15 protein-coding genes are annotated in these 14639 nt (G+C 36.3%); 8 read left to right on the forward strand and 7 right to left on the reverse strand.

Annotation, left to right across the window (positions count from 1 at the left end; translation table 11 throughout):
• Positions 1–86: 86 nt before the first annotated feature.
• The 5 genes from pyrH to ispC all read left to right on the forward strand — a co-directional run bounded on the left by pyrH (position 87) and on the right by ispC (position 4669).
• The gene (gene pyrH, locus A9G03_RS11305) at positions 87–821 is read left to right on the forward strand and encodes a UMP kinase (RefSeq protein ID WP_065633747.1); all 735 of its coding nucleotides are present in this window, start codon (positions 87–89) and stop codon (positions 819–821) included.
• A 29-nt stretch (positions 822–850) separates the two neighbouring features.
• A complete protein-coding gene (gene frr, locus A9G03_RS11310) occupies positions 851–1408 on the forward strand; it encodes a ribosome recycling factor (RefSeq protein ID WP_065633748.1) in 558 nt (185 codons plus the stop codon).
• Between the two features lie 597 nt (positions 1409–2005).
• Entirely contained in the window at positions 2006–2671 is a 666-nt protein-coding gene (gene deoC, locus A9G03_RS11315; protein WP_065633749.1) for a deoxyribose-phosphate aldolase, read from the forward strand.
• Between the two features lie 55 nt (positions 2672–2726).
• The gene (gene deoR / locus A9G03_RS11320; protein WP_065799256.1) at positions 2727–3488 is read left to right on the forward strand and encodes a DNA-binding transcriptional repressor DeoR; all 762 of its coding nucleotides are present in this window, start codon (positions 2727–2729) and stop codon (positions 3486–3488) included.
• A gap of 2 nt (positions 3489–3490) precedes the next feature.
• Positions 3491–4669, forward strand: coding sequence for a 1-deoxy-D-xylulose-5-phosphate reductoisomerase (gene ispC / locus A9G03_RS11325; RefSeq protein WP_065633810.1), 1179 nt, complete (start codon positions 3491–3493; stop codon positions 4667–4669).
• 8 nt (positions 4670–4677) lie between these two features.
• Here ispC and A9G03_RS11330 read toward each other — a convergent pair whose 3' ends face one another.
• Complete coding sequence (locus A9G03_RS11330; RefSeq protein WP_065799257.1) at positions 4678–5232, reverse strand: sugar O-acetyltransferase; 555 nt, start codon at positions 5230–5232, stop codon at positions 4678–4680.
• Positions 5233–5236: 4 nt separating this feature from the next.
• Positions 5237–6196 (reverse strand): aminoimidazole riboside kinase, encoded by a 960-nt coding sequence (locus A9G03_RS11335; RefSeq protein ID WP_065633752.1) that lies wholly within the window; start codon positions 6194–6196, stop codon positions 5237–5239.
• Positions 6197–6504: 308 nt separating this feature from the next.
• Between A9G03_RS11335 and A9G03_RS11340 the strand changes: the two genes are divergently transcribed.
• Positions 6505–7974 (forward strand): glycoside hydrolase family 32 protein, encoded by a 1470-nt coding sequence (locus tag A9G03_RS11340; protein ID WP_065799258.1) that lies wholly within the window; start codon positions 6505–6507, stop codon positions 7972–7974.
• 47 nt (positions 7975–8021) lie between these two features.
• Here A9G03_RS11340 and A9G03_RS11345 read toward each other — a convergent pair whose 3' ends face one another.
• Complete coding sequence (locus A9G03_RS11345; RefSeq protein WP_065633754.1) at positions 8022–9026, reverse strand: LacI family DNA-binding transcriptional regulator; 1005 nt, start codon at positions 9024–9026, stop codon at positions 8022–8024.
• Positions 9027–9225: 199 nt separating this feature from the next.
• Here A9G03_RS11345 and A9G03_RS11350 point away from each other — a divergent pair, with 199 nt between their 5' ends.
• Both A9G03_RS11350 and cysE read left to right on the forward strand, forming a co-directional pair.
• Positions 9226–10467 carry an oligosaccharide MFS transporter gene (locus tag A9G03_RS11350; RefSeq protein WP_065799259.1) on the forward strand — a complete coding sequence of 414 codons (1242 nt, stop codon included), beginning with the start codon at positions 9226–9228 and terminating at the stop codon, positions 10465–10467.
• 176 nt (positions 10468–10643) lie between these two features.
• Positions 10644–11405, forward strand: a complete 762-nt coding sequence (gene cysE, locus A9G03_RS11355) for a serine O-acetyltransferase (RefSeq protein WP_065633811.1) — start codon at positions 10644–10646, stop codon at positions 11403–11405.
• A 49-nt stretch (positions 11406–11454) separates the two neighbouring features.
• Here the strand turns inward: cysE and A9G03_RS11360 are convergent, their stop codons facing one another.
• The 4 genes from A9G03_RS11360 to coaBC are packed head-to-tail and all read right to left on the reverse strand — an operon-like array spanning position 11455 to position 14603.
• The gene (locus tag A9G03_RS11360) at positions 11455–12291 is read right to left on the reverse strand and encodes a mechanosensitive ion channel domain-containing protein (protein WP_065799260.1); all 837 of its coding nucleotides are present in this window, start codon (positions 12289–12291) and stop codon (positions 11455–11457) included.
• Positions 12292–12347: 56 nt separating this feature from the next.
• The gene (gene slmA, locus A9G03_RS11365) at positions 12348–12941 is read right to left on the reverse strand and encodes a nucleoid occlusion factor SlmA (RefSeq protein ID WP_065633757.1); all 594 of its coding nucleotides are present in this window, start codon (positions 12939–12941) and stop codon (positions 12348–12350) included.
• A complete protein-coding gene (gene dut / locus A9G03_RS11370; RefSeq protein WP_065633758.1) occupies positions 12938–13396 on the reverse strand; it encodes a dUTP diphosphatase in 459 nt (152 codons plus the stop codon). Before dut ends, slmA begins: the two co-directional genes overlap by 4 nt.
• Positions 13380–14603 carry a bifunctional phosphopantothenoylcysteine decarboxylase/phosphopantothenate--cysteine ligase CoaBC gene (coaBC, locus tag A9G03_RS11375; protein ID WP_065799261.1) on the reverse strand — a complete coding sequence of 408 codons (1224 nt, stop codon included), beginning with the start codon at positions 14601–14603 and terminating at the stop codon, positions 13380–13382. The genes dut and coaBC overlap by 17 nt, the downstream gene beginning before the upstream one ends.
• Positions 14604–14639: the final 36 nt, after the last annotated feature.

Below are 14639 nucleotides of genomic sequence, written 5' to 3' on the forward strand. Positions count from 1 at the left end.
GTTTATCTACAAAATATTTTAAAATTATTACCAGCTAGCTAACCTAGTTTGTCAGGTAATTAAACAACGAAATAGTGAGACTTCATATGGTAACCCCTTTCTATAAACGTATTCTTCTAAAACTCAGTGGTGAAGCACTACAAGGCGATGAAGGTTTTGGTATTGATCCCACCGTTCTTGACCGTATGGCACAAGAAATAAAAGAACTAATTGAAATGAATGTTCAAGTGGCTGTTGTTATTGGGGGCGGTAACCTATTTCGTGGTGCAGGTCTTGCTAAAGCAGGTATGAATCGAGTAGTTGGCGATCACATGGGGATGCTAGCAACGGTAATGAATGGTCTTGCAATGCGCGATGCTCTGCATCGAATAGAAGTTAATGCGCGTTTAATGTCTGCTATACCTTTAAATGGTGTGTGTGATGATTATCGTTGGACTGAAGCAATTAGCTTACTTCGTCATGGTAAGGTGGTTATCCTTTCAGCAGGTACAGGTAATCCGTTTTTTACAACCGATTCTGCTGCTTGTTTACGTGGTATCGAAATTGAAGCGGATGTGGTTCTAAAAGCGACTAAAGTTGATGGTGTATATTCTGCTGATCCTGTTAAAGATCCAAATGCAACACTTTATAAAACATTAAATTATGAAAAAGTGTTAGATGATGAACTAAAAGTTATGGATCTTGCCGCATTTACATTAGCGCGTGATCACAATTTACCTATTTGTGTGTTTAATATGAATAAACCTGGTGCATTACGTCGTGTCATTTTAGGTGAACCAGAAGGAACATTAATTAATAATCAGGCAACAGTTAGCTGTTAGTCTTTGTTATTTTAAATAAGGTTTTTATTATGCTAAACGAGATTCAAAAAGAAGCGCAATCGCGCATGGAAAAAAGTATTGATGCGTTTCAAACTCATATTTCTAAAGTGAGAACAGGCCGTGCATCACCAAGCTTATTAGATGGTATTATGGTTGAATATTACGGCAGCCCAACACCACTACGTCAATTAGCAAATGTGGTTGCTGAAGATGCAAGAACCCTTGCTATTACAGTATTTGATAAATCATTAACACCAATGATTGAAAAGGCGATTTTAACTTCCGATTTAGGGCTCAATCCTGCATCGGCAGGTACAGTAATTCGAGTGCCTTTGCCACCATTAACTGAAGAACGTCGTCGTGACTTAACGAAAATTGTTCGTAACGAAGCTGAACAAGGTCGCGTGTCTATTCGTAATATTCGTCGTGATGCCAATGATCAAATTAAAGCACTGTTAAAAGATAAAGAAATTTCAGAAGATGATGAACGTAAATCACAAGATTTGATTCAAAAAGCTACCGATGCGGCAATTAAAAAATTAGATTCGGTACTTGCCGATAAAGAAAAAGAGTTAATGGAATTTTAATTTTTAAGTTTAAAAGCCTAGTTATAACAACTAGGCTTTTTTTATGTAAATAATTTGCTTCTTAAGATCGGTTTTTTCAATTAATTTTTCATAAAAATGGATAGTTACTGTTTTATTATTTTATTTGTTGGATGCAGTGATAATTCATATTCACCGCAGCATCGCAAAAGCAGGTTAATGATTCCAATCCACTATAAGTAGTTCAGCATTATGCCTAATTAACCGTAAATTCGGAAAAAAGTTAATTTGGGCGCTAATAATGGTAAAAGTACTAATCCTAAATATAAATGAGTTTTAGGCATGATTTATTGTTGTGCTTCGATCAAATGGATGAGTGAATGTAAACACGACTGGTTGATATTGATGTTACAAAACTTAAAAACGGTTAATTGTAACTGAGTTTTTATTTAGTAATTATTGGTTTAAATTGTCTATATTGTGTGATTAGTTTTGTTTCTAATTATCATAATTTAAGTATATAATGTGATGAAAATAACATTATAGGGCTATATTTGTTATTTTTATAACATTTACTAACATTTATAAATGACTAACAATATTTACTAGACATCATTAACAATAATTAAAGGAAAGCTTATGGATTATGCAAAGTATATTGATCATACTCTACTTGCAATGAATGCCACAGAAGATCAAATACGTAAACTATGTGATGAAGCAAAGCAGTACCATTTTTATTCCGTGTGTGTGAATTCTGGTTATGTACCTTTAGCCGCTAGCTTATTAAAAGGTAGTGACGTCAAAGTTTGCTCGGTTGTTGGTTTTCCTCTTGGTGCGATGTTAACTTCTGCAAAAGCATTTGAAACTGAAATGGCGGTTAAAGCAGGTGCGCAAGAAATTGATATGGTTATCAATGTTGGTTGGCTAAAAAGCAATGATTGGGATGCCGTTAAAAAAGATATCGATGCGGTCTTCAAAGCATGTAATTCAGTGCCATTGAAAGTGATTTTAGAAACTTGTTTGTTAACTAAAGAAGAAATCGTAAAAGTTTGTACAATTTGCAAGGAAATTGGCGTTGCTTTTGTTAAAACCTCTACAGGATTTAGTACATCAGGCGCAACGGCTGAAGATGTCAAATTGATGCGAGACACCGTTGGTGATAAAATGGGTGTTAAAGCATCAGGTGGTATTCGTGATCGGCAAACTGCTGAAAAAATGGTTCAAGCTGGTGCTACACGGTTAGGTGCTAGTGCAGGCATTGCAATTGTTTCAGGCAATTCTACCTCATCAAGCAACTATTAATTGATCCTTTCATAAGCTACTGCAAAGTAGCTTATTGCTATTTAATGGAATGGCAATGGAAACACAACCTCAAAAAAGAGTTAACGCACTTATTGAGTACCTAAAATCGACCGATAAAATTCATTTAAAAGAAGCGGCTCAAATGTTAGCTGTATCCGAAATGACAATTCGGCGTGATATTAACAATCAACCTTCACCTTTAGCAGTATTAGGCGGTTATATCGTTAATCAGTCCCAAAATCAAATTACCCAATACTTTGTTAGCGATCAGCAAGATAAACAGGTAGAAGAAAAACGTTACATAGGTAAGCTTGTTAGTCTGTTAGTTAACGAAAACGATACTATTTTTTTTGATTGTGGTACCACAATCCCTTTTATTATCGATGCAATTCATGAGGATATATCCTTCACTGCAATTTGTTATTCGCTCAATGCCTTTTTAGCCTTACAACATAAACCCAATTGCAAAATTATTTTATGCGGTGGGCATTATCAGCTTAACAATGCCATTTTTACGAGTATTAGTCCACATAATCAATTAGATTTTGTATGTCCTAATAAAGCTTTTATTTCGGCTGCTGGCATAGATCTTATACAAGGTGTAACTTGTTATGATTTTGATGAACTAAGTATGAAGCATCAAGCGTTGAATAAGTCTTGTCAGAATATTTTAATTGCTGATCATACCAAGTTTGATCAGGTTAAGCCGGCTTTTATTGCTAAACTTAATCAGTTTTATCAAGTAATTACGGATAAAGCGCCAAGCGCTCAGTACCTTTCTTTTTTTAACGATAATAATATCGGTTTAATTTATTGATGATGAAAAATATTACAATTTTAGGTTCAACAGGTTCAATTGGCTGTAGTACATTGGCCGTTATTCGGCAAAATTGGTCACAATTTAAAGCTTATGCCTTAGTCGGTGGTAAAAATGTCAGCAAAATGACCGAACAGTGCCAAGAATTTAAACCAAAATACGTGGCTATGGCTGATGAGCAAGCTGCCATAGCGCTTAAGGCTAATTTGCGTGATCTGAATTTAGATATTGAGGTATCGAGTGGTGAGCAAGCTATCTGTGACTTAGCTCAATTACCCGAAGTCGATTACGTTATGGCGGCTATTGTCGGCGCGGCTGGATTAAAACCGACTCTTGCTGCTATTAAAAAAGGTAAGCGAATATTACTCGCTAATAAAGAGTCATTAGTCACTTGTGGGCATTTATTTATGCAAGCGGTGAAACAATATGGCGCCGAGTTACTACCGGTCGATAGTGAGCATAATGCTATTTTTCAGAGTTTACCTTGTGCCGTTCAAGAGCAATTAGGTTTTGCTCATTTAGCCGATTATGGCATAACTAAAATAGTACTAACAGGTTCAGGCGGTCCATTTCGAGATTTACCTTTAAATTCGCTCATTTCAGTTACACCCGAGCAGGCGGTTGCGCATCCTAATTGGTCAATGGGAAAGAAGATTTCAGTTGATTCAGCAACGATGATGAATAAAGGCTTAGAGTATATTGAAGCTAGATGGCTATTTAATGCTAGTTTCGATGAAATGGAAATTATTATTCATCCTCAATCGATTATTCACTCTATGGTACGTTATCAAGATGGTAGTGTCATCGCTGAACTAGGTGTACCGGATATGTGTACACCCATTGCCTATGCTATGTCATATCCACAGCGTATTTTGTCAACTGTACCACCCTTAGATTTTACAAAAGTTTCGGCATTGACGTTTAATGCCCCCGATTTTAATCGCTATCCTTGCCTAAAATTGGCGATAGATGCTTTTAATCAAGGGCAAGCGGCAACGACGGCTTTAAATGCCGCCAATGAAATAGCTGTCGAGGCTTTTTTACAACGCAAAATCGGTTTTATGGATATTGCAAATCAAGTTGCGGCAACCTTAGATAAACTCAATTTACCTGAACCTCAAACCATCGAGGATGTGTTAGTAATTGATAAGTGGGCTCGAGAACAGTGTAGTAAGCTATAACTTAAATGTTATAGCTGTGTTTTATAAACGCGGCAAGGCGTGCCCATCGCAATGACATTGCTTGGTATATCACGATCAACTATACTGCCAGCTGCAATAACGGTGTTATCGCCAATGGTCACATTCGGTAATACAATCACATTGCCGCCGATCCAAACGTTATTGCCGATTGTAATTGGCTTTGAAAATTCAAGTCCGCTATTACGAGTTTGACAATCTAATGGGTGTCCTGAGGTATAAAATCCACAATTGGGTGCAACCAGTACATTATCGCCAAAAGTAATTTTAGCTGCATCTAACATAATGCAATTGAAATTAGCAAAAAAATTTTCGCCAATTTCAATATTGTAGCCATAATCACATTGAAAACCAGGCATGATCGTAAACTGTTGCCCAGTTTTGCCTAATAGGATTTGGAATAACTGTTGTCGTTGCTGTTTGGCTAATGGCGATAATTGGTTTATTTGAAAACAAAGATCTTGCGCATAAAGCCTTTCGTTAGCCAGTAAATCGATCTCTGGGTTATAGAGCAAACCTGCTAGCATTTTCTCTTTTTCTCTCATGATACTACGCCATTTGTTTTGCTGTTAATGCAGGGTTATCACTAATAAACGATTGTAAAAAAGCGCTATCAGGAAGTGCAGTTAACGCCCCTTTTTGAGTTGTCGCTAACGCGCCGCAAGCACTGGCAATAGTCATCATGCTTTCTAACATAAGTTTATCGTCTGGCATACCGGACGTTGCAATACTACTTAATAATCCTGCAACGAAAGCATCGCCGGCACCGGTTGTATCAATGCTGTTAACATGATATGAATCGAACGAAAATGTTTTACCATGCCATAAAACTACACTGCCATCTTTACCTTTTGTAACTAATTTGAGTGTTGCATCATAATGTTGTTGTAACTTATTTAAAGCGGCACTCCAATCGTTAGATTCGGTTAGCCAAAATAGCTCTTCATCAGAAAGTTTTAGTATGTCGGCATCATGACAAAATTGTGTAATAATTGTGCGCATTTCGTTTTTATCATGCCACATTTGTTCGCGTAAATTGACATCAAAGCTGATTAAACCCTTTTTACCATTCAACCTTTCAATCGCTGTTTTTAATGTTTGACGGCAAGTCTGCCCAACTAAAGCTAGCGAGCAAAAATGCAAAATATCTTGGTTAAAATCAGGAATCGCCTGCTGAGATAAAAACTGATCGGCAGACGGCGACACTAAAAAAGTAAAACTCCTTTCACCATTATTACCGAGATCAACTACCACCGTACTGGTTCTGTGATTATCATCTTTTTCTAAACTTTGGCAATCAACGTGGTATTGATTAAATGTTTTTTCCATAAAGTGACCAAAAGGATCATTGCCAACACGACCTATAAATGCGGAAGGAAGCCCCAATTTTGCTACACCAATAGCGACATTTGCAGGTGCACCACCTGCACAGGCTTTGTAATTCATATCACCAAAAGGTAAAAGATCGATAACAGCATCGCCAAGCGACCAGACTTTAGTTTTATTCATTTTATTACTCAATTTAAAGTTAATAGGTTTAAGTGTTGTGACTTTATGGCTGGTTTAATTAAACCGTTAAGTCAGCTTAAACGAAGTTTTATAATTAGTCATTAACAATAGACTAAAGCATTTACAAAAAAATTCATTGTTAACGTTAAAAATGTGTGATTATTATCACATATTTTGCCTGTTAATTGATCAAAAGTTAACGTTAACAATTAAGTTAGGGTAATATAGCTTGATAAGAAAGGTGGCTAAATTAAAGTCATCATTTTGATGAAAATTATATTTAATGCGGAATGTATAAAGGGGAGTTTATGTCTACTGCAATCGATAAAGCAAATCAAGCTGTTAAACAGTTAGAAAAGGTAATGAATAAACAGTATTATCCACGTTTTCATCTGGCGCCACAGTCTGGATGGATGAACGATCCTAATGGTCTTATCTATTTTAAAGGTCAGTACCATGCTTTTTATCAGCATCATCCTTTTGATGAAAACTGGGGACCGATGCATTGGGGGCATGTAGTGAGTGATGATTTAGTGACTTGGAAAAGATTACCTATTGCTCTAGCACCGGGTGACGAGTTTGACAAGAGTGGTTGTTTTTCTGGATCGGCGATAGATAAAAATGGTGAGCTTTGTTTAGTTTATACCGGTCATATTTGGTTACAAGGTCAAGGGAATGATGATCACATTTGTCAAACCCAATGTCTTGCTACAAGTAAAGATGGTATTCATTTTGAAAAACATGGCACTATCTTAACCCCAGAAGATGGCATTATGCATTTTCGTGATCCCAAAGTTTGGCAACAAGCAGGTCAATGGTGGATGGTGGTAGGGCAAAGGGATAACAATGATGTTGGACAAATTTTACTGTATCGTTCTCAAGATTTTAAAAAGTGGCAATTTGATCATGTAGTAGTGAGCAATATCGATCCTAATGTCTATATGCTTGAATGCCCTGATTTTTTCCCGCTTGGTGATAAATGGATATTGATGTTTTCACCGCAAGGTATGAAAGCAAAAGGTTATCAATACCGTAACCGATTCCAATCAGGCTATATTGTCGGTGATTGGCAACCAGGGAAAAAGTTTTCGATAGTTAAACCATTTCAAGAAATGGACTTTGGTCATGATTTTTATGCACCACAATCGTTCGTTGCAAAAGATGGTCGACGCATAATTTTTGCTTGGATGGATATGTGGGAATCAATGATGCCAAGTAAACAAGATAAATGGATGGGCGCCTTTACGCTTCCGCGTGAATTGGTTTTAGATCGCAATAATAACGTCCGTAATCGTCCAATCAAAGAACTTGAAGCATTACGAGAAAAACCTAAAAGTTTGAGTGAAATAACACTTAATAATGAATTGAAAAATACCAATATTGAATCAATTAGTTGTGAGATTAATGTCGATATTGATTTAACCCAAAGTAATGCTGAACGTTTTGGTTTACAGCTAGCGGCAACGCCAGATGGTAAGCAAGCCACACTATTGTATGTGGATCTGCAATCGAATCGTATTGTACTTGATCGTAGTCTTTCAGGGTTAGCATTAAAGGGATATCGCAGTGTTCGGTTACCTAAAACTAAAAAGTTAAATTTGCATATTTATGTTGATGCTTCATCTGTTGAGGTTTTTGTTAATGGTGATTTATATAGTCTATCAAGTCGTATTTATCCAAAATTACCGGCTAAACGAATCGTTAACTTATTTGCTGAAAATGGCCAAGCAAAAATCATAAAATTAGATAGTTGGCAGTTAAAATCAATTTATGAATAATTGCCAATCATCCCACTACTTTAATGTAGTGGGATAACAGTTTTTGCTTATAATGAATCTCGTTGCAAAAATGGTGCAGGTACGTATGTTACGTTTTTGTTAGTTTGGTTGTTTATGATGTGTAATGCAGCTTGTTCGCCTATCTGGTAATGAGGTAATTGGACGGTGGTTAGCGGTGGATAAAAAAGTTCCCCTGTGCCGACCATATTATCATAACCTACTATTGCGATATCTGTTGGAATATGAAAACCTTGACTTAACAAAAATTGATAAGCTACAAAAGCAATACGGTCATTGCCACAAATTAACACATCAAAGTCTGGTTTTTTGTTACAGTGCTGTTTTAATATATCAACTGTCATCATATATTCTTGGGTAAGATTATTTTCTACCGTTGTGGTGTGGTAACTGATAATGTCATTTAAATTACGACCTGCGTCTAACCATGCTTGCTCGGCACCTTTACGGCGAGTTTTACCGGCTAAGCTGGTTTTCGACAAATATATACATAATGGTTTTTTATAGCCTTTTTTAATCACTTGTTGCATGGCGTAGTATTGACCTGTGTAATCATCCGGAATATAACACGCTAGATCTTCACTATCACAGATGCAATTGGCTAATACCACGTTTTTCCCAAGTAACTTTGTCGGAAGTTCAATTTTTCTTAGTCCCATAGTGGTATAAATAATGCCATTAGGTCGATAAGATAGCAGAGTATTAATGGCATGATTGGCCTGTTTATCATCAAACAGATTAACAATAAAAGTATTCCAACCGCGTTGTTGTGCTGTTTTTTCGATCGCTTGTAATAATTCTACAGAAAAAGGGGTCATTGCTGTTTCTAATGCTAAAACACCTATTGCACGAGGGCCAGAGCTATCGCCACGAATTTTACGTGCTGACAAGTCTGGCACATAGTCAAGTTGCTCAATAGCTTTTTGAACCCGATTATAAGTCTGTTTATTTAATTTTTCAGGATTATTAATTGCGCGAGATACCGTCATCAACGAAACCGACGCCAACTTTGCAACATCCTTAAGTGAAGCCATAATTAAATCCTTTTGTTTAGCATTAAAAAAATCTTTTTCTAATAATTACTTCAAATGATGATACCACAAATAAAAATGATAAAAAGTGTGAGGAAGCTATCATTTATGATAACCGGTTGTATCTATTTTCTGTCAATTGTGACAATAATGTTAACATTAACATGTTAACGTTAAACTTCACAATATAAGAGTAATAAATATGAATATAATAGCAAATAGAAATTATTGGTTTTCATCTGGTTATCTTATTACCTTTTATGCAGCTTGGTCTCTTTGGTGGTCTTTTTATGCAATATGGTTAAAAAGTAAAATTGGCTTATCGGGTGAGCAGCTTGGAACGGTTTATGCGGCAAACTCGGCTGCTGCCATGTTTTTTATGATATTTTACGGCATCATTCAAGATAAATTGCAAATCGGCAAAGCTGTTATTACCTTTCAAAGTATCGTGATGATATTAATTGGTCCGTTTTTAATTTATGTTTATGAGCCGTTATTAAAAAGTGATTTTATCATCGGTGTCTGTATTGGTGCACCAGTGTTGAGTGCCGGATTTATTTCTGGATGTGCTTTGATTGATTCGTTTATTGAGCGCATTAGTCGCTTATTCGGTTTTGAGTTTGGTCCAGCTCGTTTTTGGGGATCGTTTGGTTATGCTGCTGCCACGTTTGTTGCCGGTATTTTATTTGGTATCGATCCTCATATTAATTTTTGGATGGCCTCTGCTGTTGCTGTTATCTTTTTTATTATTAATTTAACCTTTAAGCCAAAACGTTATCCTGTGGATGCGAACAAGGATAGGATTATTGAAAAAACCTCAACCATACCAACATTAAGTGAAATTTTCTCATTATTTGGTATGAAAAAATTTTGGCTATTTGTATTTTTTATTATTGGTACAAATAGTTTTTATACTATTTATGATCAACAACTGTTTCCAAATTTTTACACCAGTTTTTTTGAAAAAAATGAAGATGGTTACCGCGTTTACGGCTATTTAAACTCTTTTCAAGTTTTTTTAGAGGCGGCTTGTATGATCTTAGCACCCTATTTTATTAATAAAGTGGGTGCTAAAAAGTCACTATTAATTGCTGCATTAGTTATGATTTGCCGAATTGCTTTATCTGCATCTCTACATAATGTTTATCTGATATCATTAATAAAACTATTTCATGCCATTGAAACGCCGCTGTTTATTTTGGCGGTATTTAAATATGTAGTAGCTAATTTTGATGCTAGATTATCATCAACCCTCTATTTAGTTGGCTTTAATATTTCATCTAATATTGGTGTGATTGCATTGTCATGGGTGGTAGGTAAATTATTTGATAATACTGGCTATTCAACAACGTTTTATGTGCTTGCTAGTATTGTGCTATTTATTTTAATTGTTGCTACATTTACCCTAACCAGTGATCGAAAAAATAGACTTCAAGCACAATAATCATTGCTATCTACTCTATAAAATGGAAACGGAAGTTTCCATTTTGCTATTTAGTTTATGATCAATGAATACAAAGCTTGCTTCCATGATGAGTTTGCGAAACAATAGATAATCACTATGATTAATGTCTATAGGTTGTTGTTGTGAACATTACCAAAACAGTAGTTACGCCTGATATGCTATGGCAAACAATCAGGCAAGAAGCATCTAAATTAGTAGAAAGTGAACCGATGCTAGCCAGTTATTTCCATGCCACTTTGCTTAATCACGAAAATTTAGGTAATGCATTGAGCTATATTTTAGCCAATAAACTTGCTACACAAGTCATGCCAGCAATTGAAATTCGTGAAATTGCACGGCAGGCTTATAAGGCTGATCCGCATCTGATTCAATCTGCTATTACTGATATTATTGCGGTTTATGTGCGTGATCCTGCCACCAATTATTATTCAACTCCTTTACTTTATTATAAAGGCTTTTTATCGCTACAAGCTTATCGTATTGGACATTGGCTTTGGCAACAAAATCGTCAATCACTCGCCACATTTTTACAAAGTCAGATTGCTATTGTGTTTGGCGTTGATATTCATCCTGCTGCAAAAATTGGCTGTGGTGTGATGTTCGATCATGCGACAGGTATTGTGATTGGTGAAACTGTTGTCATTGACAATGATGTATCGATTTTACAATCGGTAACACTTGGTGGTACAGGTAAAGAGAATGGGGATCGTCATCCAAAAATTAGAGAAGGCGTCATGATTGGTGCCCATTCAACGATTTTAGGTAATATCGAAATTGGTAAAGGAGCAAAAATTGGTGCCGGTTCAGTCGTATTAGAGCCAGTGCCGGCCCATACAACCGTTGCTGGAGTACCAGCAAAAGTGGTCGGCTGCCCTGATTGTGATAAACCAGCTTTGAATATGGATCAAGAAATTTGATTGCGTGAAGAGATTTCCGTCGACAATGGTCGACGGCAAAAACCAAAATTTAGTGGTTAGAATTAACATTCACATCCATAGTTGGATATGGAATATTAATACCATTTTCAGTTAGTAGATTTTTAATATTTTCCAGTAATTCGGCTCTTACTGACGGGTAATTTTCGTTTAATGTCCAAACCAAAACATTAAAGTTCATTGATGATGCATCTAACAGATCTAAACGAATAATTGAATCTTTATTTGTCAAAATATTGTTGGTTTGGTTTACCGCCTGTCTTAGCACTTGGTAAACATTTTGAATATTTGAATCATAACCCACATTAATAACCAAATCTAAACGTCTTTCAGGTAAACGGGTAAAGTTGATTATATTGGCACTAACTACCTGACTATTAGGAATAACAACAAGTTCGTTAGTTGGTGTAACAATCGTTGTTGAAAAAATCTGTATAGAGTCAATAACGCCTTTTTGACTGTTGATAACAACTGTTTCACCCACTTTAAACGGACGAAATATTATTAATATTACGCCAGCGGCAAAGTTAGACAGTGAACCTTGCAGTGCCAAACCAACAGCTAAACCTGCGGCACCAATGACCGCGACAATTGAGGCTGTTTGTACACCTAACTGTCCTAAAACCGCAACCAGTGTCACGACCATAACGGCATAATAAGATAATGCGCTGACAAATTTCACCACTGTTGGATCAACATGGCGGCTACTTAAAATGTGTTTTAATTGACGACTGATAAACTTAGATATTGTTCGACCAATTATAAAAATAATAATGGCAAAACAAAAATGTGCTATATAGCTAAGCACAATGCCATCATATTTATCAATAAATTCGGTAGTTTGAGTTAAAATTTTTTCAAAATCCATCACATAATCCTATTTTAGAGCGATAAAAAGTTAGTTTAAAAAGTTATATATAGCATCTAAACTAACTGTTTTGCTAGTAACGCCCAACGTGTATCGAAATTGGTGGTAGGAAGATATTTAAAGCCTGAACGAGAATAACGTGACATCATTCCTTCACAAAATGCTAATAATTGACTAGATAAAATACGTTCATCAGTGGTAAAAGCAACCCCTTCGCGAATTTTTCGTTCACGCAAAACTTGCTTTATTTGAGTTTCTATTCGTTCAAATAATTGACTGATTCGCTCTTGTAATTGTTCTTGTTCAAACATTAGCGCATGCCCAGTCATAATCCTAGTTAATCCAGGGTTTTTTTCTGAAAAACCTAATATCAGTGCTAAAATAAGTTGCAAGCGGGTGAATGTTTTAGGCTCATCTTGCATAATGGTATTGATGCGTGAAAGCAGTATATCTTCAATATAAACAATCAAGCTTTCAAACATTTTGGTTTTGCTTGGAAAATGTCGGTAAAGCGCTGCTTCAGAAACACCAACAGTGGCGGCTAATTTCGCCGTGGTAATGCGTTGAGTCCCTTCATTGGACTCAAGCATTGTTGCCAATGCTTGCAAGATATCTTCTTTACGGTTCTTATTTTTGCTGGTCACAATCATTTTTTACCCGAATGCCCAAATCCACCTTCCCCTCGTGCTGAGAGTGTAAATTCATCAACAATGTTAAATTCGGCTTGTACTACAGGTACGATAATCAATTGTGCAATTCGATCACCGGCTTCAATTATAAAAGGGGTTTGGCTGCGGTTCCATACCGGAACAAAAAGCTGTCCTTGATAATCAGAATCAATTAAACCGACTAAATTACCGAGTACAATCCCATTTTTAGATCCTAAACCTGAACGAGGTAAGACCAATGCCGCTAGGTTTGGATCGGCAATATGCATGGATAAACCGGTAGGGGTTAAGATTGTTTCACCGGGTTTAATTTCGGTTGTTTTATCAAACATGGCTCGTAAATCAATACCAGCTGATCCTTCGGTTGCATAAGTGGGGAGTGGAAACTCATTACCTAAACGTTTATCTAATATTTTAATATCAATTTTTCTTTTCATTATCACTCGCTTTGTATCGTGTTATCACAGCTTCAAGTAATTGTTTTGCTAATTGTTGTTTACTACTTAATGGTAACCTTTGTTCACCATTTTGCCAATAAAGGGTTAATGCATTTTGATCGGAATTAAAGCCAATTTTTTTATCTGAAACATCATTAGCACAAATTAAATCTAAATTTTTGGTGGTTAATTTTTTTAAGGCATATTTTTCAACATTATTGGTTTCTGCGGCAAAACCAACAACAAAAGGCCTTGAATTTTCTAATGCGGCAACACTCGCAACAATGTCTGGATTTTTGGCTAATTTAATCACAAGTTCATTATCGTCCGTTTTTTTTATTTTTTGAGTGGCAATTGTTGCCGCACGAAAATCAGCAACTGCTGCACAAGCAATAAAAATAGACGATTTTTGGGCCGCAATTAATGCTTGATTATACATTTCATTTGCACTTTTAACATCGATTCGTGTGACATGTTTTGGCGTATCTAAATTAACTGGACCGCTAATAAGTGTAACATTTGCGCCCATTTCTGCTGCAGCTTTAGCAATAGCAAAGCCCATTTTTCCTGAACTGTAGTTGCTGATATAACGGACAGGATCGATTTCTTCAACCGTTGGTCCAGCAGTAATAGTAATTGATATCCCATTTAATAATGATGATTGGGTGAAGTAGTTATTGAGGTTTTCGACAATCACTTGTGGTTCAAGCATTCGACCAGGACCGATATCACCACAGGCTTGGAATCCTTCATCAGGACCAAGAATTAAGGTGTTTCTATCATGCAATACCGATAAATTATGCTGTGTGGCTATCGCTTTATACATTTGTTGGTTCATTGCTGGTGCTATAGCAATTTGAGCAGGCGTGGCTAAACACACTGTTGATAATAAATCGTCAGCAATGCCATTGGCGATTTTGGCAATGATATTGGCAGTCGCCGGTGCGATTAATACAATATCTGCCCATTTTGCCAGTTCGATATGGCTCATTGAAAGCTCAGCCGAAGGATCAAACAGATCGCTTGAAACAGGATTTGCACTAACTGCTTGTAGTGTCATTGGTGTGACAAAATGACTTGCTGATTCAGTAAGAATGACTCGAACTTCAGCTCCCGCTTTTTTTAAATGGCGAACAAGATCAGGGCATTTATAAGCTGCAATACCGCCTGTAATCCCTAATAAAATATGTTTACCAGATAGATTCATGCTCAAGCTTTCCCCATAATTCAGTCTAAATCGCTA

The sequence above is a fragment of the Gilliamella sp. wkB171 genome, assembly GCF_001693755.1.
Lineage (GTDB): Bacteria > Pseudomonadota > Gammaproteobacteria > Enterobacterales > Orbaceae > Gilliamella > Gilliamella apicola_F.